We start from the raw sequence: 19,675 nt of genomic DNA on the forward strand, positions 1-19,675 counted from the left end.
CGGAAAGACTACGGGGACGCCCCGCCGGGTGGACCGGGCGGCCTACCCGTGCCGTACGCGCCCGTGCCCGGCGCTCAGTCCCGCGCGAGCCTCAACCGCGCCCGCAGCCCGCTCCCGCCGCCCCCGGTCCGGTCGTCGGCCGCCACCGCCGCCGCACCGTCGGTCACCGTCTCGTACACCGACAGGATGTCCGCGCCGACCGTCGACCAGTCGAAGCGGCGGACGTGCGCGCTCCCCCGCTCGCTCAGCTCGGCCCGGCGCACCGGATCCTCCAGCAGGCGTACGGCCGCCTCGGCGAGGGCGTCCGCGTCCTCGTTGGCGAAGAGTTCGCCGGCCGCGCCCTGGTCCAGGACCTGGGCGAAGGCGTCGAGGTCGGAGGCGAGGACCGGGGCGCCGGCCGACATCGCCTCGACCAGGATGATCCCGAAGCTCTCGCCGCCGGTGTTGGGGGCGACGTACACGTCGACGCTGCGCAGGAAGCGGGCCTTGTCCTCGTCGCTGACCATGCCGAGGAACTCCACGCGGGAGCGCAGCTCGGCGGGCAGGGACGCCACGGCCTCCTTCTCGTCGCCCCGGCCCGCGACCAGCAGCCTGGTCCCGGGGCGGGCGGCGAGGATCTTCGGCAGCGCCCTCATCAGGACCGGCAGGCCCTTGCGCGGTTCGTCGATGCGGCCGACGAAGCCGAGCGTGTCCCCCTGCCAGTCGGGGTTGGGCTCGGCCTTGGCGAAGAAGTCGACGTCGACACCGTTGGGGATCACCACCGCGTCGCCGCCGAGGTGTTCGACGAGGGTGCGGCGGGCGTACTCGCTCACCGCGATGCGCGCGCTGATCTTCTCCAGGGCCGCCTGGAGGATCGCGTACGCCGCGATCATCGCCCGGGAGCGGGGGTTGGAGGTGTGGAAGGTGGCCACGATGGGGCCCTGGGCGGCCCAGCAGGTCAGCAGGCCGAGGGACGGCGACGCCGGCTCGTGGATGTGGATGACGTCGAACCGGCCGTCGTGCAGCCAGCGGCGCACCCGGGCCGCCGAGAGGAAGCCGAAGTTCAGCCGGGCCACCGAGCCGTTGTACGGCACCGGGACCGCGCGGCCCGCCGAGACGACGTACGGCGGCAGCGGGGTGTCGTCGTCGGCGGGGGCGAGGACGGACACCTCGTGGCCGAGCCGGATGAAGTAATCGGCGAGGTCGCGGATGTGGAACTGGACGCCGCCCGGCACGTCCCAGGAGTACGGGCAGACGATCCCGATCTTCACGGACGCTCCCCGGCGGAACTGTCGGCAGGCCGTGGTTCCAGGTCGGCGACCCACAAGCGCTGGAGCATGTGCCAGTCCTCCGGATGTTCGGCGATCCCCGAGGCGAAGGCATCGGCCAACGCCTGTGTCATGACAGACGTCTTCTCGGGCCGGGTACCTGAGTCGGGTACCTCGATCGGGGGATGGACTCGGCCCTGCATGACCGGGGAGTCGTCGTACCAGAGCGTGACCGGGAGCAGCAGCGCCCCCGTCTGCTGGGCGAGCAGCGCCGGTCCCGCGGGCATGCGGGCGGTGGCGCCGAAGAAGTCCACTTCGACACCGGAGGCGGACAGGTCGCGGTCGGCGACCAGGCAGACCAGGCCGCCGTCGCGCAGCCTGCGGGCCAGCGTGCCGAAGGCGGTGCCGCCGCTGTGCGGCAGGACCTCCATGCCGAGGCCCTCGCGGTAGGCGACGAAGCGGTCGTAGAGCGTCTCGGGCTTGAGGCGCTCGGCGACCGTCGTGAACGGTGTCTCCAGCTTCGTGGTGACCCAGGCGCCGGCGAGGTCCCAGTTGGCCAGGTGCGGCAGGGCGAGTATCACGCCGTTGCCCGCGGCCAGGCCGTCGGTCAGATGGTGGAGGTCCTTGGGATCGAAGCCGCCCTTGACACGCTCGGCGCTCCAGGCCGGCAGTCGGAAGGACTCCATCCAGTAGCGCAGGTACGAGCGCATGCCCGCGCGCGAGAGCTCGGCGAGGCGCTCCGGGCTCGCGTCGGGCACCACGCGCGCGTAGTTGCTCTCCAGCCGCTGGACGCCCTTGCCGCGCTGCTTCCAGGCGAGGTCGGCGATGGTGCGGCCGAGGCGGACGGCGACCGGTTCGGGGAGCTTCTTGACGGTGCCCCAGCCGAGCCCGTACAGCGCGTCCGTGAGGCGGTCCTGGGCGCTCACTTGGCCGCCTCGCTCCCGTGGGAGGCGTTCTGCGGCTTGTCCTGCCCGGCAGTCGCCTCCCCCTCTGCCTCTGCCTCTGCCTCCGCGGACTCGCGACGGACCGTGACGACGCGCTGGACGAGCGTGACGAGACTGCCCACGGCGACGATCCACAGGGCGACCGGCAGCAGGTACTGGATGCCGGGCACCCCGAACTTGTGCAGGCCCGCGAAACCGGCCGCGACCAGCGAGATCACCAGGCGCTCGGCGCGCTCGACCAGGCCGTTGACCGCGACCGGCAGCCCGATCGACTCGCCGCGGGCCTTGGTGTACGACACCACCTGTCCGCTGGCCAGGCAGAAGATCGACACCGCGCACAGCACGAGGTCGTCGCCGCCACCGGCGTACCAGAGGGCGAAGCCGCCGAAGATCGCGCCGTCGGCGACGCGGTCGAGGGTGGAGTCCAGGAAGGCGCCCCAGCGGCTGGAGCGGCCGAGCTGGCGGGCCATGTTGCCGTCGACGAGGTCGGAGAACACGAACAGCGTGATCACGACCGTGCCCCAGAAGAACTCGCCCATGGGGTAGAAGACCAGCGCTCCCACGACCACACCGGCGGTGCCGATCAGGGTGACCGTGTCAGGGCTGACGCCCCGCCTGATCAGAAACGCGGCGAACGGCGTGAGAACACGCGTGAAGAAAGCACGCGCGTACTTGTTCAGCATGGCCTTCCCGAGGGTCGGTGTGGCGCCGTGCGGCCCCTGCTGGCCACCGGCTGGCCCATCGTAGCCACGCGCGCGTGAGTGCGACCGCCGGGCACTCGTACACGGGACCGATGGCTTGGACTACCGGTGCCCGGTGGCGCGATCACGTCCGCCGTATGGACGCACCGTGACGGGAGTGGAAAGCTCGAAGGACCGCGGGCGTCATCGGAGCCGCTATCGCACGCGGATCCGTATGTCCGCGCCCACAGTGACCTCACCGTGCACGGGAGGCAGGATCATGGGCGACAAGGCGAACGCACACCCCGGAGCCGCCGGCAGGGCTACGGCGGCCGACCACCCCGCGTCCGTACGGAATGTGGTGCTGGTCGGCCACTCCGGATCGGGCAAGACCACGCTGGTGGAAGCCCTCGCGCTCACCGCGGGGGCGGTGAATCGGGCGGGCCGCGTCGAGGACGGCGGCACGGTATCCGACTACGACGAGATCGAGCACCGGCAGCAACGCTCGGTGCAGCTCTCCCTGGTGCCGGTCGAATGGGACGGCATCAAGGTCAACCTTCTGGACACCCCCGGATACGCCGACTTCGTCGGGGAACTCAGGGCCGGTCTGCGAGCGGCGGACGCGGCCCTTTTCGTCGTCTCCGCCTCGGACGGCGTGGACGGCTCGACCCGCATGGTGTGGGAGGAGTGCGCGGCCGTCGGCATGCCGCGTGCGATCGTCGTCACGCACCTGGAGGCCGCGCGGGCCGACTACGAGGAGATGACGCGGATCTGCGCGGAGGCCTTCGGCGCGGACGACCCCGACGCCGTGCTGCCGCTGTATCTGCCGCTGCACGGACCGCAGGCCCCGGACGGGCACGCGCCCGTGACCGGGCTCATCGGGCTGCTGTCGCAGAAGCTGTTCGAGTACGCCTCCGGGGAGCGCAAGGAGTCCGAGCCGGGCGAGGACCAGCTGCCCGGGATCGAGGAGGCCCGCAACCGGCTGATCGAGGGGATCATCGCGGAGAGCGAGGACGAGACCCTCATGGACCGCTATCTCGGCGGCGAGCAGGTCGACGTCAAGACGCTGATCGAGGACCTGGAGCGGGCCGTCGCGCGCGGCTCGTTCTTCCCCGTACTGGCCGCCGCTCCGGCCACCGACGGTGCCCGGCAGGGCCTGGGCACGGTGGAGGTCCTGGAGCTGATCACCCGGGGCTTCCCGACGCCGCTGGAGCGCGAGGCACCCCGGGTCACCACGGTGAACGGCGAGCCGCGCGAGCTGAAACTGTGCGATCCGGACGGGCCGCTGGTCGCCGAGGTCGTGAAGACGGCGTCCGATCCGTATGTGGGCCGGGTGTCGCTGGTGCGCGTGTTCTCCGGCACCCTGCGCCCCGACGAGACGGTGCATGTCTCCGGGCACGGGCTGGCCGACCGCGGCCACGAGGACCACGACGTCGACGAGCGGATCGGCGCCCTGTCCGCACCCTTCGGCAAACAGCAGCGCACACTCAGCCACTGCATCGCCGGTGACCTGGCGTGCGTGGCGAAGCTGAGCCGCGCGGAGACCGGCGACACCCTGTCGGCCAAGGACGACCCGCTGTTGATGGAGCCCTGGCAGATGCCGGATCCGCTGCTGCCGCTCGCCATCCAGGCCCACAGCAAGGCGGACGAGGACAAGCTGTCACAGGGCCTCGCCCGGCTGGTCGCCGAGGATCCGACCATGCGGCTGGAGCAGAACCAGTCCACCCACCAGGTCGTGCTGTGGGCTCTGGGCGAGGCGCACGCGGACGTCGCGCTCGAACGGCTGCGCAACCGCTACGGCGTGCAGGTCGACGTCGTACCGCACAAGGTGTCGCTGCGGGAGACGTTCGCGAACAAGGCGGCGGGCCGCGGCCGGCATGTGAAGCAGTCCGGTGGCCACGGGCAGTACGCCATCTGCGAGATCGAGGTGGAGCCGCTGCCGGGCGGTTCGGGCATCGAGTTCGTGGACAAGGTGGTCGGCGGCGCGGTGCCCCGGCAGTTCATCCCGTCGGTGGAGAAGGGTGTGCGGGCCCAGGCCGCCAGAGGCGTCGCGGCGGGCCATCCGCTCGTCGACATCCGGGTCACCCTGCTCGACGGAAAGGCGCACTCGGTGGACTCCTCCGACGCCGCGTTCCAGACGGCCGGCGCGCTCGCGCTGCGGGAGGCGGCCGCCGACACGAAGATCCATCTGCTGGAGCCCGTGGCCGAGGTGTCCGTGCTCGTCGGGGACGACTACGTCGGAGCCGTGATGAGCGACCTGTCCGGGCGGCGCGGCCGGGTCCTCGGCACCGAGCAGACCAGCGGAAGCCGCACCCTCATCAAGGCCGAGGTGCCCGAGATCGAGATCGGCCGGTACGCGGTCGATCTGCGGTCGCTGTCGCACGGCACCGCGCGCTTCAACCGTGCGTACGCGCGGCACGAACCGATGCCGGCGCAGATCGCCGAAAGGATCCGTGAAGAGGCGCGCGCCGCCTCGTAGTTGGCGCCGGGCGCCCTCCCGGCGCAACCGGGTTGCACGCGGAATGCTCCCCTCCGCGTCGGCGGGCGGCTTCGGCCGTCCGCCGACGATTGTCAGTGGCGGGGGATACTCTGATCATTGATCAACAGGTGTGCGCGGTACGGAAGTCGGGAAGGCCGCAGAAGCGACAGTGCGGCGATCGGGGGCGGGAATGACCGTTGAGAGCGGTTACGCGGACATCTTCGGTCCGCAGGTGCCTCGCACGGCCGGTGAGGGGCAGACGGCGACGTTCGCGCTGGCCTCGGCGGCCTATCGGGACAACCCGTACGAGGACATCAAGAAGGCCGACAACGAGTGGCACCAGACCGACATCAAGGCAGGCCGCAGCTGGGCGAAGATCTTCCGCCCCAACCTCGGTGAGGCCTACTCGCGGGCTGTCGTCGACCGCATGCTCGGCGGTGGCCGCAAGCCCCTGATCCAGTCCTTCGGCACCGAGCCGCAGGTCGTCGTCGAGCACTGTCTGGCCGCCAACAACATCCGCAAGGCCCGCGACCGGATGCTCAGCGCCATCACCGTCATCTGCGGTGTGCTGTTCCTGCCCGGGCTCCTGCTCTGGCTGCTGATCTTCCAACTGCGCACCACCATCGTGAAACGGGACGCCAAGCGGGGCGGCGCGCTCGGCTCCGTGCTGCTCGTCGCGGCGGGCGCGCTGGCCGTGATCTTCCTGATCCGGATGCCGTTCACCGGCTTCTGGGCGTGGTACGCGCGTGCGTCGGTCGTGATGCCGGTGCTCGGCTGGTTCTGGGCCAAGCAGGTCTGCGAGCGCACCGCGAAGGACCTGCGGGAGCGCTGGGACAGCCTGCTGGCCGGCAGCAGCGTCGGTGCCAAGGTGCCCGAGGCCGTGCCGACCAGCCCGACCGAGACCCAGGCCGAGCAACTGCGTCAGTCGCTCGCCAAGCTCAGCGCCGAGCAGCAGTCCAACTCCGTGTTCTACGCCGGGCCCAAGGGGATACTGGGCATGGGCACCCGCTGGGGCAGCTGGCAGCTGGCGGAGGATCTGGTGCCCGCCGACCCCACCCGGGAGATCCACCCCTTCCGCAGCTGGGACGTGATCCGGTCGATCCACGACCAACTGCGCATGCTGGAGCGCGGCCCGCTGAACACCGGCGGCTTCCCGAAGCCGTCGATACGGCACTGGGTGGTCACGCCGATCGCCGAGGGCGCCAAGGCGGTGTCCCGGCCGGAGGGCACGGACGTCGAGGCCTACCAGGTCAAGCAGCACGCGATACAGGACATCTGCAACAAGCAGCAGTTCGGCAGCGGCGACCGGCACTACCTGGGCGTCCAGTGGACGCTGTGGGACGGCCAGTTGATCATCACCATGCTGATCACGGTGACCGTGCTGCACGAGACGCTGCGCATCGAGGTGACCGGTCACGCCCTCGGTCCGGTGAACGGGCTGTTCCAGGAGAAGCCCGAGGCACCGACCAAGGAGGTCACCAAGTCCTTCAAGCCCTGGGAGACCCGCAAGGTGAAGCTTCCGCTGGTCAACACCGACGAGGTGGTACGGCTGGCGGTGCGGGCACCGATCTCCTGGTATCCGCCGATGCTGAACTGGCTCGGCGGCACGATGGGACTCCCCGAGCCGTTCGGGCTGCGGCACGCGTGGGCGGATCAGCCCTGGCGCCACCGGTTCATGGCCGACGACGCGCTGCGGGCGGCCACGCCGGTGCTGCGGGTGGTGCATGCCGCGGCGATCAAGGTCCTCGGCGAGAACGGCGTGGACACCGAGAAGTTCGGCACGCGGTCGTCGTTCCTCAGCACGGCTGTGCAGGATCCGACGCCCAGGAAGGCAGACCTGTACGACGCGTAGGTGCGGTGCCCTCGGCCTTCGAGGGCACCTGCACCAGGGGGTGCCGGGTCAAGCCGCCGGCCAGGCCTCCGCCAGCATCTTCCGCGTGTCCGCGAGCAGCTGAGGCAGCACCCGCGTGTGCCCGACCACCGGCATGAAGTTCGTGTCGCCGCCCCACCTCGGGACGATGTGCTGGTGCAGGTGGGCCGCGATGCCGGCGCCCGCGACGGTGCCCTGGTTCATGCCGATGTTGAAGCCGTGGGCGCCGGAGGCGGTGCGCAGGGCGGTCATCGCCTGCTTGGTCAGCTCGGCGAGCTCGCCGGTCTCCGGCTCGGTGAGATCGGTGTAGTCGGCGACATGGCGGTAGGGCACGACCATCAGGTGGCCGCCGTTGTACGGGTAGAGGTTGAGGACCGCGTACACCTGCTCGCCACGCTTGACGATCAGGCCGTCCTCGTCGGACTTGGCCGGGATCGAGCAGAAGGGGCAGCCGTCGTCCGCACCAGGACCGGTCGGCTTGTTCTCACCCTGGATGTAGGCCATCCGATGAGGCGTCCACAGACGCTGGAACGCGTCCTGGATCCCCACTCCCCACTGCTGCTCCGGCTCACTCGTCATGCGTGCAGCATATGGCTTCGTCCGTTCGCGGCGTGTCGCCGGGGCGACGGGACGGAGATCACCGGCCAAGCTGGGCCGGTGGACGACGACAGCCCTTCAGCCCGCTGGGAGCAGCGCACCGAGATCCCCTTGTTCTTGGCGTCTCTGATCTTCCTGGGCGCCTATGCCGCCCGCGTTCTCGCTGTGAGCATGCCGGACGCCTGGAAAGACCTGTGCCTGTTCACGATGCTCGCGCTCTGGGTGCTGTTCGCCATCGACTACGTGGTGCGCTGGCGCCTGAGCGGGCAGCGCTTCCCGCGCTTCGCCAGGACCCACTTCCTGCACACGGTCGTCGTCATCCTGCCGTTGCTCCGGCCGCTGCGGATCGTGCCGCTCTACGACGTGATCCAGCGCCGCCAGGGCCAGCCCCGCCTCTCGCTGCACGCACGTGTGATCGCCTACGCGAGCCTGGCGACCATGCTGCTCGGCTTCGCCGGTGCCCTGGCGGTCTACCAGGCCGAACGCGGAGCGCCCGGAGCCACCATGCGGACCTTCGGGGACGCGCTGTGGTGGACCGCGGCCACCCTCACCACGGTCGGATACGGCGACATCACCCCGGTGACCACCCGTGGCCGGACGATCGCGACCGGGATGATGGCCGGCGGACTGGCCCTGCTCGGCGCGGTGACGGGGTCGTTCTCGTCCTGGCTGCTCGAGATCTTCTCCCGCGAGAGCGACACGAAGCCCCCGGAGAGCTGAGCTCCCGGGGGCCTGGTCGCGTCATGCCCGCGCGATCGTGATCGGCCGGATCAGACCTGCGCGCGCTCCTCGACGACCTGCGCGATCTTCGCGATGGCGTCGTCGAACGGAATGCCGTTCTCCTGCGAGCCGTCGCGGAAGCGGAAGGAGACGGCGTTGTTGGCCATGTCCTCGTCGCCCGCGATGACCATGAACGGCACCTTCTGCTTCTGGGCGTTGCGGATCTTCTTCTGCATCCGGTCCGAGGAGGAGTCGACCTCGACCCGCAGGCCCTTCTTCTTGGCCGCCGCGGCGAACTTCTCCAGGTAGTCCACGTGCCCGTCGCCGATCGGGATGCCGATCGCCTGGACCGGGGCCAGCCACGCCGGGAAGGCGCCCGCGTAGTGCTCCAGGAGCACCGCGAAGAACCGCTCGATGGAGCCGAACAGCGCGCGGTGGATCATGACCGGACGCTGCTTGGAGCCGTCCGCGGAGGTGTACTCCAGGTCGAAGCGCTCGGGCAGGTTGAAGTCGAGCTGGATGGTCGACATCTGCCAGGTGCGGCCGATGGCGTCCTTGGTCTGCACGGAGATCTTCGGGCCGTAGAAGGCGGCGCCGCCCGGGTCCGGGACCAGGGGCAGGCCCTGCTTCTCGGCGACCTGGCGGAGCGTCTCCGTGGCCTCCTCCCAGACCTCGTCCGAGCCGACGAACTTCTCCGGGTCCTTGGTGGACAGCTCCAGGTAGAAGTCGGTCAGGCCGTAGTCGCGCAGCAGGCCGAGGACGAAGGTGAGCGTCTTGTCGAGCTCCTCCGACATCTGCTCGCGGGTGCAGTAGATGTGCGCGTCGTCCTGCGTGAAGCCCCGCGCGCGGGTGAGGCCGTGCACGACGCCCGACTTCTCGTACCGGTACACGGTCCCGAACTCGAAGAGGCGCAGCGGCAGTTCACGGTAGGACCGGCCGCGCGCGTCGAAGATCAGGTTGTGCATCGGGCAGTTCATGGGCTTGAGGTAGTAGTCCACGCCCTCGTCGAGCTGCATGGGCGGGTACATGCCGTCGGCGTACCAGTCCAGGTGCCCGGACGTCTCGAAGAGCTTCCCCTTCGTGGCGTGCGGGGTGTAGACGAACTCGTAGCCCTCCTCCTCGTGCCGGCGGCGCGAGTAGTCCTCCATGACCCGGCGGATGATGCCGCCCTTGGGGTGGAAGACGGCGAGGCCGGAGCCGATCTGCTCGGGGATCGAGAACAGGTCGAGTTCGTTGCCCAGCTTGCGGTGGTCACGCTTCTCGGCCTCGGCGAGGAAGTCCAGGTACGCCTTCAGCTCGTCCTTGGACGGCCAGGCGGTGCCGTAGATGCGCTGGAGCATCGGGTTCTTCTCGCTGCCGCGCCAGTAGGCGGCGGCGTTGCGCATCAGCTTGAACGCCGGGATCGCGCGGGTCGACGGCAGGTGCGGACCGCGGCAGAGGTCCTTCCAGCACAGGTCGCCGGTCTTGGCGTCCAGGTTGTCGTAGATCGTCAGCTCACCGGCGCCGACCTCGACGTCCGCGCCGTCGTCGGACGAGGCGGAGCCCTTGAGGCCGATCAGTTCCAGCTTGTACGGCTCACCGGCCAGCTCCTCGCGGGCGGCCTCGTCGGTGACGACGCGACGGGCGAAGCGCTGCCCCCGCTTCTGGATCTCCTGCATCTTCTTCTCGATGGCCTTGAGATCCTCGGGCGTGAACGGCTTCTCGACGTCGAAGTCGTAGTAGAAGCCGTCCTTGACCGGCGGGCCGATGCCCAGCTTGGCCTCGGGGAACAGCTCCTGCACGGCCTGGGCCATCACATGCGCGGTGGAGTGGCGCAGGATGTTGAGACCGTCCTCGGAGGAGATCTCGACGCCCTCGACCTCCTCACCGTCGGAGACCGCGTACGACAGATCCCTGAGCTCGCCGCCCACGCGCGCGGCGATGATCGAGCGCTCGCCGGCGAAGAGGTCGGCGGCTGTAGTGCCCGTCGTCACCACGCGCTCTTCCCGCTCGGAATCGCGTTGGATGATCACACGGACGTCTGACACCGGTCTCTCCTGACTGAAGGTGGATCGCGGCGCCATACCAGGAGCGCGCGCATTACGCGATCGTACCGACCCCGGCCGCCCGACCGCGAAACGGTCACGAAGGACGCCTCCCGCGGACCGGCCGGCCCCCACCGGCGCGGAGCAACGGCCCACCGACGGTCACCGGTCCGACGCGCCGGCCGCGAGGGAGCCGGAGGGGCGCGCCGGTGTCGAGAGCGCGAGCGCGCGGAGGCCCGAAGGGCTGAGCACGGTCGTGCTCTCGACACCGGCATGTGGCGCCCCGCAGGCGACCGAGCCAGAAATTCGGCACACCGGCTACAGCACGTCGCCCCACAACCGACGCTCGTCAGTCCCCCGCAGCGCGACCTCCCTCAGTCGCGCCCCTCAGTCCCCGCAAAGCGCCCCCCACGTCCCCCGAAACCGCCCCTCAGTCCCCCGCATCCTCCCCACCACAAGCCTCCTCGAAGAAGTCCAGGTCCTCCTGGAGCGACTTCATCAGCCGGTCCCGCTCCGCCTCGTCCACCTGTACCGGCACGACCCCCGACACCGCGGTGATCTTGCGGAAGCCGCCCCGGCTCTCCAGCCGCCCGTGCACCCGCACCGGCAGCCCGACGAGGTGTGCGTGTCCGGCTATGCGGTACGACTCCTCGTCCAGGGTCAGCCGGACGTGCGGGACCTCGGCGCCCGCGAGCACGCGCAGCCGTACCGTGCCCTCCCCGCGCGGCCCCGACCTGCGCATCCGTACGACCGCGCCGGTGATCCGGACCGGCACGGACGGCTCCTCGCGCAGATAGCGGGCGCCGGCCTCACGCAGCACCGGCAGGTCGCCCGGCGAGAACTCGACGGGCTCGACACCGGCCCCGCAGTCCTCCGGCACCCCGGCCGCGGGCGCCCACTCGACGGCGATGCGCGCCCCCTCCGTACCGCGGACGAGCGCGATCAGAGCCTCGGTGAGCTCGCGGCTGACACCAGCCTCCACGGCGCCGTCGAAGGCGTCCATGCCGCCGGTGGCCCGCTGGTAGTCGATGGCCTCGCGGGCGGCGTACAGCGCCTGGTGGAGGCGTACCGCGAGCGGACGTCCGGCGCCGACGGGCACGAAGGCGGCGAGGCCGCGCCCGCCCGACCCGGCGCCGACGAGGACGCTCTCCAGCATCGCGGCGGCCGAGCGGCGGTGCCGGGCGCCGTAGTAGCCGGCCCGCGCGCGCGTGGCGAGCGCGGCGGCGAGCAGCATCTGGCGGGCGGCGGTGCGCAGTTCCTCCTCGACGGTCCAGGGCGCGGCCCCGGCCGGTCCGCTGGGCGTGTCCCGCCACCAGCGGATCTCGTCGCTGGGCACGGCGAGACCGACCAGCACCTCGCGCGCGGACGGCATGCCGCTGCGGGACAGGGCGACGAGCGCCTCGCCCAGCAGGTCGTCGCTGTCGGGGAAGGCCCGGGACTCGGGGACGAGCAGGCTCGTGCCGCCGCCACCGGGACCGGGCGGGGTCCAGCGGCCGTAGCGCCCCGCCGCTCCCCCGCGCCGCTGCCAGCCGTGCCGGTGCAGCAGGGCGCTGAGCACGGCGGGGTCGACCTCGCCCGGCTCGGGGGGACGGTCCCAGGACGCGTCGACCGGGTGCGGCCGCGCTGGTCGTACCGGCTCCTCCAGGGGGCGGTGCGTCATGGTTTGCCTCCCGTCCCGACCCGCGTCATGATCTCGCAGAGCGCCCGGTCGTCGAAGATGCGTGAGGTCGGTATCCGCACGGTGGTGCGGCGCCGCCCGGTGATCGGGTGTCCGGCCAGGTTGACCCAGTAGCAGCAGTGCCGCAGGTCGAGCCGGTCGTGGCTGGCGCGCAGCCAGTCGTCCTGGGTGCGCGGGACGAGCATCACGACCATGATCTTGTGCACCGAGACCGGGGTGCGCGCGAGCTTCGCCAGGTGGTCGTTGTCGAGCGTGAACGAGAAGAAGCGGCCGGGTGGGTTCGGCGCGATCTGGTACGTCGCCTTCAGCTGCACCTTGATGGTGACCTCGTCGTCGACCGTGTGCCCGGGCGCGCTGTGGCTGACGTGCCAGTCGATGCCGTTGTCCGGAAAGGGCTGGGACAGCGAGCATCCGGCCGCCGCGGCGACGGCGTGCAGATAGCCCACCTGCAATGTCTCCATGCAGGCGGTGGTGGCGAGTGAACCGCGATGGGGGCCCGTGCGTTCGGGCAGCAGCCCGCCCCGCTCGGGCTGCGCTATCGCCATGACCAAACAGCCTTCCAAGCCTAGTGAATCCCCGTACCGGGCCGCTGAACTGCAAAGACCCGCACTCCTGTTGTGTCCTTCCGGCGTACGCCGCAAACAGGCCGGGTATCACCAAACGGGCAGAAGACGGTACGTCAGCTGCCGTGGGTGAACGAGGGGTTGTGTAGGTATGGCGTGCTGGTATGAAGGCCCGCTGGCGGCATTCGACACGGAGACGACAGGTGTGGACGTCGAGACCGACCGGATCGTTTCGGCGGCCGTCGTCGTCCAGGACGCCCCGGGCACCCGGCCGCGGGTGACCCAGTGGCTGGTCAACCCGGGTGTGCCGGTGCCCGAGGCGGCGACGGCGATACACGGACTGACGGAGGATCATCTCCAGCGCAACGGCCGCTGGCCGGCGCCGGTGATGCAGGAGATAGCCGAGGAACTGGCCGGACAAGCGGCGCTGTCCAGGCCCATAGTGGTGATGAACGCGCCGTTCGATCTGACGTTGCTGGATCGCGAGTTGCGCCGGCATCGCGCGTCGTCCCTGGACCGCTGGTTCGAGACGACGCCGATGCTGGTGCTGGACCCACGTGTTATCGACAAGCATCTGGACCGCTATCGCAAGGGCCGGCGCACGCTGACCGACCTGTGCGCGCACTACGGCGTCACGCTGGACGGCGCGCATGACGCGGCGGCCGACGCGCTCGCCTCGCTGGAAGTCGTGCGGGCCGTGGGCCGCCGGTTCGCGGCCCGTCTGGAACGCCTGTCCCCCGCCGAGCTGCATCCCCTCCAGGCGGTGTGGCACGCGGCCCAGGCACGCGGCTTGCAGGCGTGGTTCGCCCGCAGCGGCAACGACGAGGCGGTGGACCCGGCGTGGCCACTGCGCCCGGACCTGCCGGCGGCCGCTTAGGGCGTCGCGCACAAAAAAGCCGGTCCGCAGTGGCGGACCGGCTTTCCCCGGTGGGCGATACTGGGTTCGAACCAGTGACCTCTTCGGTGTGAACGAAGCGCTCTCCCACTGAGCTAATCGCCCGGGAACGGACTGAACAATACAGGTCCCCGCGTGTTTCCTTCAAACCGCTTGATGACCTCCGGCCAGATGCGCCAGCAGTCCGCGCCGCCCGGCGCGCATCATCAGCCAGTGGTTGGCCCGGAAGACCGGCCGACCGGGCACGGCGAACCGTCTGAGCAACGGCTTGTTCACGTCGACGACCTGGTCGTAGCGGGCGAGGCTGCCGGGACCGCCCGCGCTGACGGTCCAGCGCGCCCAGCCGTCGAGGTCCCCGGACATGGCGATCTCCAGCACGCCGCCCTCCCGGTCCCGTCTGACTTCGCGCGCGGTGAAGACCATGTCGTACGGCAGGACCGAGCGGATCGTGATCACGCCGGTGGTCTCGTCGAGTTTGGTCACCTTCCGCACCTGCGGCCACCAGCGGGGGTAGTCCTCGGCCTGTTCCAGCACGTCGTAGACGGCGGTGGGCGGCGCGGGCAGGGCCCACAGGCTGCGGAAGCGGTAGTGGCTCCAATCCATGGGCCGAGTCTGCCCGCACACAGCGGGTTCGCGGCACATCTGAGTAGGTTCTGAGTACGCGCACTCATGCCGCACGACGTGACGCGGACCACACTCCAGGCATGACGCCCTTTCCGCCGCCGGCCGAGGAGTTGCGGCTCCTCGATCTGGAGCTGCGCCAACTGGACGCCCGCCGGGCCCAGTTGCTGCACCGCCGGGCCTGGCTGGTCACCGCACTGCAAGCGGCGCCCCGCCCGACCGCACCGGCCCCTGTGCCATCCCCGCGCCCCGAGGCCTCGCCGCCCCGGGTCCAGAACGTCCTGCTGGTGCTCGGCGGTGTCCTGCTGACCATCGCCGCCATGGCGTTCACGCTGGTCAGCTGGGGGCACTTGGGGATCGCCGGGCGTGCCCTGGTGCTCGGCGCGGTCACGGTGGCGGTGCTCGCCGCGCCGGTGCCGCTGCTGAGGCACGGGCTGCGGTCGACGGCCGAGGCGATGGCGGGCCTCGGGTTCGCGCTGACCGTGCTGGACGCGTACGCCCTGCACCAGGTCGCTCTGGCCGACTCGGACCCCCTGGGTTTCGTCGCCGCCGCGTCGGCCGCACTGGCGACCCTCTGGGCGGCGTACGGCCTGCTGCCGCGGACCTCCGAACTGCGTCTGCCCCTGCCCGCCGCGCTGGTCGCCGCCCAACTGCCCCTCGCCCTCTGGGCGGTGGCGGCCGGCGCGAGCCCGTCCGTGATCACGGCCGCCGTCCTGGTGACGGCCGGGCTCGACGGGGGTGTGGCGCTCCGGGCGCCGGCCGGGTCCGTACGGTTGACCGCCGCGATCGGCGCGTACGGCCTGGGTGCCTGGGGCGTGTGGGCCGCCGGCTGGCTGTCGTTGACGGCCACCGGCCCGAGCGCCGCCGCCCGTGCGGCGGCGCTCCTCCTCTTGGCCGCGGGCATCGCGCTCTCGGCGGCGTGGCAGGGGACCGCCGAGAAGCAGGCGGGCGGCCTCGCTGTCACCGCCGGCCTGCTCATCGCCGGCGCGCTGGGCGGCACGGCCCGCTCGGTGCTGCCGGACGCGTGGACGGTTCCGACGTATCTGGCGTGCGGGATCGCGCTGCTCGCGGCGGTACGGGTGGAGCGGCTGCCGGAGAGGGTACGGACCGGGTTCGGTCGCGCCTCCGCAGCCGTACAGGGCCTTGCCGTGCTGTGGACATTGCCGCTGGTGGGTATCGCGCTGCTGGGTCCGGTCGGGTGGGCGCAGCGGGTGTGGTCGGGGGCGCCCGGCGGCATCCGCGAGGCGGTGACGGTGGATGTGCCGTGGCCGCCGGACGCGGAGACGGTGCCGGTCGTTCTGGTGGTCGTCGCCGTCGGTCTGCTGCTGTCGGCCCGGCGCCCCTGGACCCTGACCGGTGTGCTGATCCTGGCGTGGGCGACGGCGCTGGTCCTTCCGCCGGTGCTCGAAGTCCCGTATGCCGTCGGTCTGATGGCGTTCGGACTCACGACGGCGGGCGTGCTCGCGGCGGCCGCGTGGATACGGCTGCCGGAACGCCCGGCGTCCACCGAGCCGGCCTTCCCGTCCCCCGGCCCGACCGCCACGGTGCTCGCCCTCCTCACCTCCCTCCCTCTGGTCTTCCTCTCCCTCACCACCGAACGCGCCACTCTGGGTGTGCTCGCGACGCTGACGGCGCTCTTCGCGGCGGCCTCCTGGAAGCCGCACCTCGCGCCGGTCACGGCCCCGGCCGCGCTCGCGTTCGCCGCGGCGCTGGCCTGCGCGACGGGTGCCGCGGCCGGCTGGGAGCCGCAGCACACCGCCCTGCTGGTCCTGGCGGTGCCGGTGGCCGCGGCCCTGCTCGCGGCGCGGCTCGACCAGGCGCGGGCGACGATCCCGGTCGAGGTCACGGGCGCGCTCGCCGCGCTGCTCGCCGTCGGGCTGGCCGCGGCCACGGCCGACCTGCCGATGCTCGCCCTGGTCCTCGCGCTCTGCGGTGTGATCACCGCCGGTACGGCGGCCCGCCCGGACCGCCGTACCGTCTCCTACGCCGCCGCGGCCCTGTTCGTCCTGGCCACCTGGGTACGCCTCGCGGCCTGGGACGTCGGGACACCGGAGGCGTACACGCTGCCGGTCAGCGTCCCGGCGCTGCTCGTCGGCGTCCTGCGCAGGCGCCGCGACCCCGAGGCGTCGTCCTGGACGGCGTACGGCCCCGGTCTGGCCGCCACGCTCGTGCCCAGCCTCCTCGCGGCCTGGGGCGACCCGCAGTGGACGCGTCCCTTGCTGCTGGGCCTCGCGGCCCTGGCGGTCACCCTGGTGGGCGCCCGCCACCATCTCAAGGCCCCGCTGCTGCTGGGCAGCACAGTGCTCGCGCTGGACGCCCTGCACGAACTCGCCCCGTACATCGCCCAGGTGACCGACTCGCTCCCCCGCTGGGTACCTCCGGCGCTGGCAGGCCTGCTGCTGCTCGCAGTCGGGGCGACGTACGAGCGGCGCATCAGCGATGTCCGCCGAGTACGGGACGTATTGACGAGGATGGACTGAAGCGGCCCGTCAGGGGCGCGGGGAACTGCGCGACCAGCCACGACGAACCCGCAGCTCCCCAAGAACCCCTAAGGCATTCTGTCCCCGAGCAGCGCGAGGTTCTCGATGGCCGCAAGCCCGTACAACGCAGTGTCATTCGTGGACACCCAGGCAGCCTCACTCCCCGGCACCAAAGCAGCCGGTCCGCTCAGCTCCTCCGTCCTCCAGGGCGCCGACTCCTTGTACCCGTCGGAGTTGTAGAACTTCTCCCACGCGCGGGCGGCGAGCTTCTCGTCCCCCGTCCGCACGGCCGCGTACGCGTCCAGCCGCGAGTGCCCCTGGAACAGCAGCAACGTACCGAAGTTGGCCCCGTAACGCGCCGCCTGCTCCGCCTTGGTGGCGTTGAAATAGCGGCAGTAGTCGAAGTACGCCTCGTTGAACTTCGGCATGTCGACGAGGTCGATCAACTCCGCGCACAACTCGTTGAGGCCGAAGACGGCGGAGAGATGGGAGACGCCGACCACCGCCTTGTCCGCGACAGCGAACCGGCCCGTGTCGAGGTCGTACAGCCCGCTCCCCTGCACGAACCCGTTCGGCTGGGCGGCGATCGTCTCCATCGTGGACAGCACCCGCGCCTTGGCCTTCTCCCACTTGGGGCCCTTGCGCTCCCACTCGGTCAGCCACGCCGACACGAGCCCGCTCCAGTCCGTGCCGAACCCGATCGACAGGGCGTGCCGGTCGGGTGTGTACGGCTCGGTGCGGATCTTGCGGATCGGGTCGAGGACGAGGAAGGTCTCGTCGGAGTCCACGTTGGCGTGCATGAGGTCGCCGACCCGCTCGTCGGCGGTGAGGAAGTAGTAGTAGCGCCGGTACGTGGTGTTGGCGATGCGCTGCTGCTTGGCGCTGTCGGCGTAGTGCTGCACCCCGTGCCGGGTGCCGAGGCCCGCCCACTCCCCCAGGTGATACACATCGACCTCGCCGGTGTGCCGCGTCATGGCCTCCGCGAACCGGAAGATGTCGGCACGCCCCGACCGCAGATACGCGAACCACAGCCACAGGTCGGGCGACAGCTCGGAGTTGTCCCAGGCGTAGCCGCCGATGTCGTACCGCCACTGGTGTCTGACGGTGTCGTAGGTGTGCATGATGTCGCCGTAGTCCCAGAAGCCGTACCAACGGCGTTGCTCCACCTGGTCCTTGTAGTAGGTGAAGAGGAAGTCGAGGTGGTCCTCGATCTTCGCCTTGGCGGGGGTCGAGCGGTCCGGCTCGGAGTACAGCCCCGGCCCGAACACCTTGGCCTTGATGAGCTGCTGGGGCGGGGCGGCGAGCTGCGGCAACACCCGTACGGCGTCCACCTGTTGGGCGAGGGCATCCGCCGACGGCGTGGACTCGTTGGCCCAGAAGAGGAGTTCGGAGGTGCGGGCGATGCCGTACGGCGTCCCGAACTCCGGCTCGTAGTCCTCGTAGGTGATGTTGAGGCCTTCGAGCTGCTCGGGGTAGGTGTCCTGCCCCATGCCGTCGTGGTAGAAGCGCAGGTCCATGGGCTGCGCCTCGGGCGACCAGAGCCATACGGTCACCTCGGCCCGGTCGGTGTGGGCGTCGCGGATGTCGAGCTGGGCGGGGAACTTCTCCCAGAAGTCCCGCAGCCCGAAGGAGAGTCCGCCGCTGACGCCGCCCACGTAGCCGAACCCGGAGGCCCGCCGGCCACCGCCGGCGCCGATCCAGCCGTAGCCCTTCTTGGTCCTCTTGCGCAGGGTGAATCCGTCGGCGGAGAGCTGGGAGAGGGTGTAGTCGCCCCACTCGGGGATGTACTGGAGGCGGGTGGTGACCCGCTGGTCCCAGGTGGCCGGGTCGGGCAGCTTCTCCCCCGCGAACTGCGCCTCCTGGACGGCGGCCCCGGGGTCGCGGCGCAGTCCGGTGATGCCCTTGACGGCCTCGCGGAGCATGCCGGTGCCCTCGCCGCCGATGCGGATGTGGCGGTCGTAGGACTGGTCGCGCATCGGCACGGTGAAGCGCACGCCGATGCCACGGATGAAGTCACCGCTCGCCTTGCCCGGTTCCTGGGTGCCGTCGAACGTGATGGTGTGCACCATGCGGAAGGAGTCGGCGCCCGCGTAGAAGTAGAGCCGGATGGAGAACGGCAGCCAACTCCGGTGGCCCTTGCGGTGCTTGCCGTCGATCCGGACGACCGCGCGGACCGGGCCCTCCTGCTCGACGGTGACCTCGGAGATCGCTCCCTCGAAGCGCTCGGTCCTGACGGCGCCCTGGTCCTCGTCCTCGATCTCGGGCTGGCGGATCAGCACCAGCCGGCCGTCCCTGGCGATCTCGGTGGAGCCCCTGGTCACCGACTTGATCAGGGTGGCGCCGGACTTGCCGATCCTCGCGGAGATGACGCCGGTCGAGACGTCGACCGTGCCGCCGCCCTGGTGGACGGTGACCTTCTCGGCGGGTACGGCGGCCTCGCCGGCGGCCAGGGTGAGCTTGCCGTTGCCCGAACCGACCGCGTGTGCCGTCCACTTGAGGGACCCGTCGGGCCAGTAGGCGATCGGCCAGGACTGCACGGGGACGGCCTTGCCGTCGGCGTCCGTCAGCGCGAACGACTGGTCCGGCTGGTACACGCCCTTCGGCCAGGGGACGCCGACGGTGGAGCCGGGGGCGGCGCCCAGACCGCCGTCCTCCAGCCAGTCCAGGGTCACCGGATCGGCGTCGGCGGCCTCGGCTCCGGGCGCGGCCTGCGCGTCCTTCGCCCCTAGTGCCCAACTGAAGTGCGCTGCCGCTCCGGCGACCGCGGCCGCCTTGAGAAGGGACCTGCGAGGGATGGGGGACATGGCCTTTCCTTTCCGTGCGGGTGCGAGGGGATGGTCAGGGACATGACAGAGAGAGGGACGGCGCTCGGCGCAC

The 19,675-nt window shown here is 71.0% G+C and carries 14 protein-coding genes and 1 tRNA gene; 5 read left to right on the forward strand and 10 right to left on the reverse strand.

The features are described 5' to 3' along the window. Window positions 1-74: 74 nt before the first annotated feature. The 3 genes from ACIQWG_RS27745 to pgsA are packed head-to-tail and all read right to left on the reverse strand — an operon-like array spanning window position 75 to window position 2,874. Window positions 75-1,250 carry a glycosyltransferase family 4 protein gene (locus ACIQWG_RS27745; RefSeq protein WP_404100627.1) on the reverse strand — a complete coding sequence of 392 codons (1,176 nt, stop codon included), beginning with the start codon at window positions 1,248-1,250 and terminating at the stop codon, window positions 75-77. Next, window positions 1,247-2,173: a phosphatidylinositol mannoside acyltransferase gene (locus ACIQWG_RS27750; RefSeq protein WP_404100628.1), complete on the reverse strand. Its 927-nt coding sequence runs from the start codon at window positions 2,171-2,173 to the stop codon at window positions 1,247-1,249. Before ACIQWG_RS27750 ends, ACIQWG_RS27745 begins: the two co-directional genes overlap by 4 nt. Continuing rightward, the gene (gene pgsA / locus ACIQWG_RS27755) at window positions 2,170-2,874 is read right to left on the reverse strand and encodes a phosphatidylinositol phosphate synthase (RefSeq protein ID WP_404100630.1); all 705 of its coding nucleotides are present in this window, start codon (window positions 2,872-2,874) and stop codon (window positions 2,170-2,172) included. Before pgsA ends, ACIQWG_RS27750 begins: the two co-directional genes overlap by 4 nt. A 277-nt stretch (window positions 2,875-3,151) precedes the next feature. Here pgsA and ACIQWG_RS27760 point away from each other — a divergent pair, with 277 nt between their 5' ends. Both ACIQWG_RS27760 and ACIQWG_RS27765 read left to right on the forward strand, forming a co-directional pair. After that, a complete protein-coding gene (locus tag ACIQWG_RS27760; protein WP_404100632.1) occupies window positions 3,152-5,350 on the forward strand; it encodes an elongation factor G-like protein EF-G2 in 2,199 nt (732 codons plus the stop codon). 190 nt (window positions 5,351-5,540) lie between these two features. After that, entirely contained in the window at window positions 5,541-7,202 is a 1,662-nt protein-coding gene (locus tag ACIQWG_RS27765; RefSeq protein WP_404100634.1) for a hypothetical protein, read from the forward strand. A 48-nt stretch (window positions 7,203-7,250) separates the two neighbouring features. Here ACIQWG_RS27765 and ACIQWG_RS27770 read toward each other — a convergent pair whose 3' ends face one another. Next, window positions 7,251-7,799 carry an HIT family protein gene (locus tag ACIQWG_RS27770; protein ID WP_404100635.1) on the reverse strand — a complete coding sequence of 183 codons (549 nt, stop codon included), beginning with the start codon at window positions 7,797-7,799 and terminating at the stop codon, window positions 7,251-7,253. A gap of 78 nt (window positions 7,800-7,877) precedes the next feature. Between ACIQWG_RS27770 and ACIQWG_RS27775 the strand changes: the two genes are divergently transcribed. Continuing rightward, the gene (locus ACIQWG_RS27775) at window positions 7,878-8,537 is read left to right on the forward strand and encodes a potassium channel family protein (protein WP_404100637.1); all 660 of its coding nucleotides are present in this window, start codon (window positions 7,878-7,880) and stop codon (window positions 8,535-8,537) included. Window positions 8,538-8,587: 50 nt separating this feature from the next. Here the strand turns inward: ACIQWG_RS27775 and thrS are convergent, their stop codons facing one another. From thrS to ACIQWG_RS27790, 3 genes are all read right to left on the reverse strand, one after another. Next, window positions 8,588-10,564, reverse strand: a complete 1,977-nt coding sequence (gene thrS, locus ACIQWG_RS27780) for a threonine--tRNA ligase (protein WP_404100639.1) — start codon at window positions 10,562-10,564, stop codon at window positions 8,588-8,590. Window positions 10,565-10,991: 427 nt separating this feature from the next. After that, complete coding sequence (locus tag ACIQWG_RS27785) at window positions 10,992-12,221, reverse strand: hypothetical protein (protein WP_404100641.1); 1,230 nt, start codon at window positions 12,219-12,221, stop codon at window positions 10,992-10,994. Next, window positions 12,218-12,784 (reverse strand): DUF4365 domain-containing protein, encoded by a 567-nt coding sequence (locus ACIQWG_RS27790; RefSeq protein WP_404100643.1) that lies wholly within the window; start codon window positions 12,782-12,784, stop codon window positions 12,218-12,220. Before ACIQWG_RS27790 ends, ACIQWG_RS27785 begins: the two co-directional genes overlap by 4 nt. 169 nt (window positions 12,785-12,953) lie before the next feature. Here ACIQWG_RS27790 and ACIQWG_RS27795 point away from each other — a divergent pair, with 169 nt between their 5' ends. Continuing rightward, window positions 12,954-13,679, forward strand: coding sequence for a 3'-5' exonuclease (locus ACIQWG_RS27795; protein ID WP_404100645.1), 726 nt, complete (start codon window positions 12,954-12,956; stop codon window positions 13,677-13,679). A 51-nt stretch (window positions 13,680-13,730) separates the two neighbouring features. Here ACIQWG_RS27795 and ACIQWG_RS27800 read toward each other — a convergent pair. Continuing rightward, window positions 13,731-13,802: transfer RNA gene (locus tag ACIQWG_RS27800), tRNA-Val, on the reverse strand. A gap of 39 nt (window positions 13,803-13,841) precedes the next feature. After that, a complete protein-coding gene (locus ACIQWG_RS27805) occupies window positions 13,842-14,300 on the reverse strand; it encodes an SRPBCC family protein (RefSeq protein ID WP_404100647.1) in 459 nt (152 codons plus the stop codon). 101 nt (window positions 14,301-14,401) lie between these two features. Here ACIQWG_RS27805 and ACIQWG_RS27810 point away from each other — a divergent pair, with 101 nt between their 5' ends. Next, the gene (locus tag ACIQWG_RS27810; RefSeq protein ID WP_404100649.1) at window positions 14,402-16,798 is read left to right on the forward strand and encodes an SCO7613 C-terminal domain-containing membrane protein; all 2,397 of its coding nucleotides are present in this window, start codon (window positions 14,402-14,404) and stop codon (window positions 16,796-16,798) included. 68 nt (window positions 16,799-16,866) lie between these two features. Here ACIQWG_RS27810 and ACIQWG_RS27815 read toward each other — a convergent pair whose 3' ends face one another. Continuing rightward, window positions 16,867-19,602, reverse strand: a complete 2,736-nt coding sequence (locus ACIQWG_RS27815) for a Tat pathway signal sequence domain protein (RefSeq protein WP_404100651.1) — start codon at window positions 19,600-19,602, stop codon at window positions 16,867-16,869. Window positions 19,603-19,675 lie beyond the last annotated feature (73 nt).

This window comes from Streptomyces sp. NPDC098781 (assembly GCF_044759995.1).
GTDB lineage: Bacteria > Actinomycetota > Actinomycetes > Streptomycetales > Streptomycetaceae > Streptomyces.

Coding starts and splice junctions, on each gene's coding strand:
- pgsA (WP_404100630.1), bottom strand. CDS start 2,874: ATGCTGAACAAGTACGCGCGTGCTTTCTTCACGCGTGTTCTCACGCCG.
- ACIQWG_RS27760 (WP_404100632.1), top strand. CDS start 3,152: ATGGGCGACAAGGCGAACGCACACCCCGGAGCCGCCGGCAGGGCTACG.
- ACIQWG_RS27765 (WP_404100634.1), top strand. CDS start 5,541: ATGACCGTTGAGAGCGGTTACGCGGACATCTTCGGTCCGCAGGTGCCT.
- ACIQWG_RS27770 (WP_404100635.1), bottom strand. CDS start 7,799: ATGACGAGTGAGCCGGAGCAGCAGTGGGGAGTGGGGATCCAGGACGCG.
- ACIQWG_RS27785 (WP_404100641.1), bottom strand. CDS start 12,221: ATGACGCACCGCCCCCTGGAGGAGCCGGTACGACCAGCGCGGCCGCAC.
- ACIQWG_RS27790 (WP_404100643.1), bottom strand. CDS start 12,784: ATGGCGATAGCGCAGCCCGAGCGGGGCGGGCTGCTGCCCGAACGCACG.
- ACIQWG_RS27795 (WP_404100645.1), top strand. CDS start 12,954: ATGGCGTGCTGGTATGAAGGCCCGCTGGCGGCATTCGACACGGAGACG.
- ACIQWG_RS27805 (WP_404100647.1), bottom strand. CDS start 14,300: ATGGATTGGAGCCACTACCGCTTCCGCAGCCTGTGGGCCCTGCCCGCG.
- ACIQWG_RS27810 (WP_404100649.1), top strand. CDS start 14,402: ATGACGCCCTTTCCGCCGCCGGCCGAGGAGTTGCGGCTCCTCGATCTG.
- ACIQWG_RS27815 (WP_404100651.1), bottom strand. CDS start 19,602: ATGTCCCCCATCCCTCGCAGGTCCCTTCTCAAGGCGGCCGCGGTCGCC.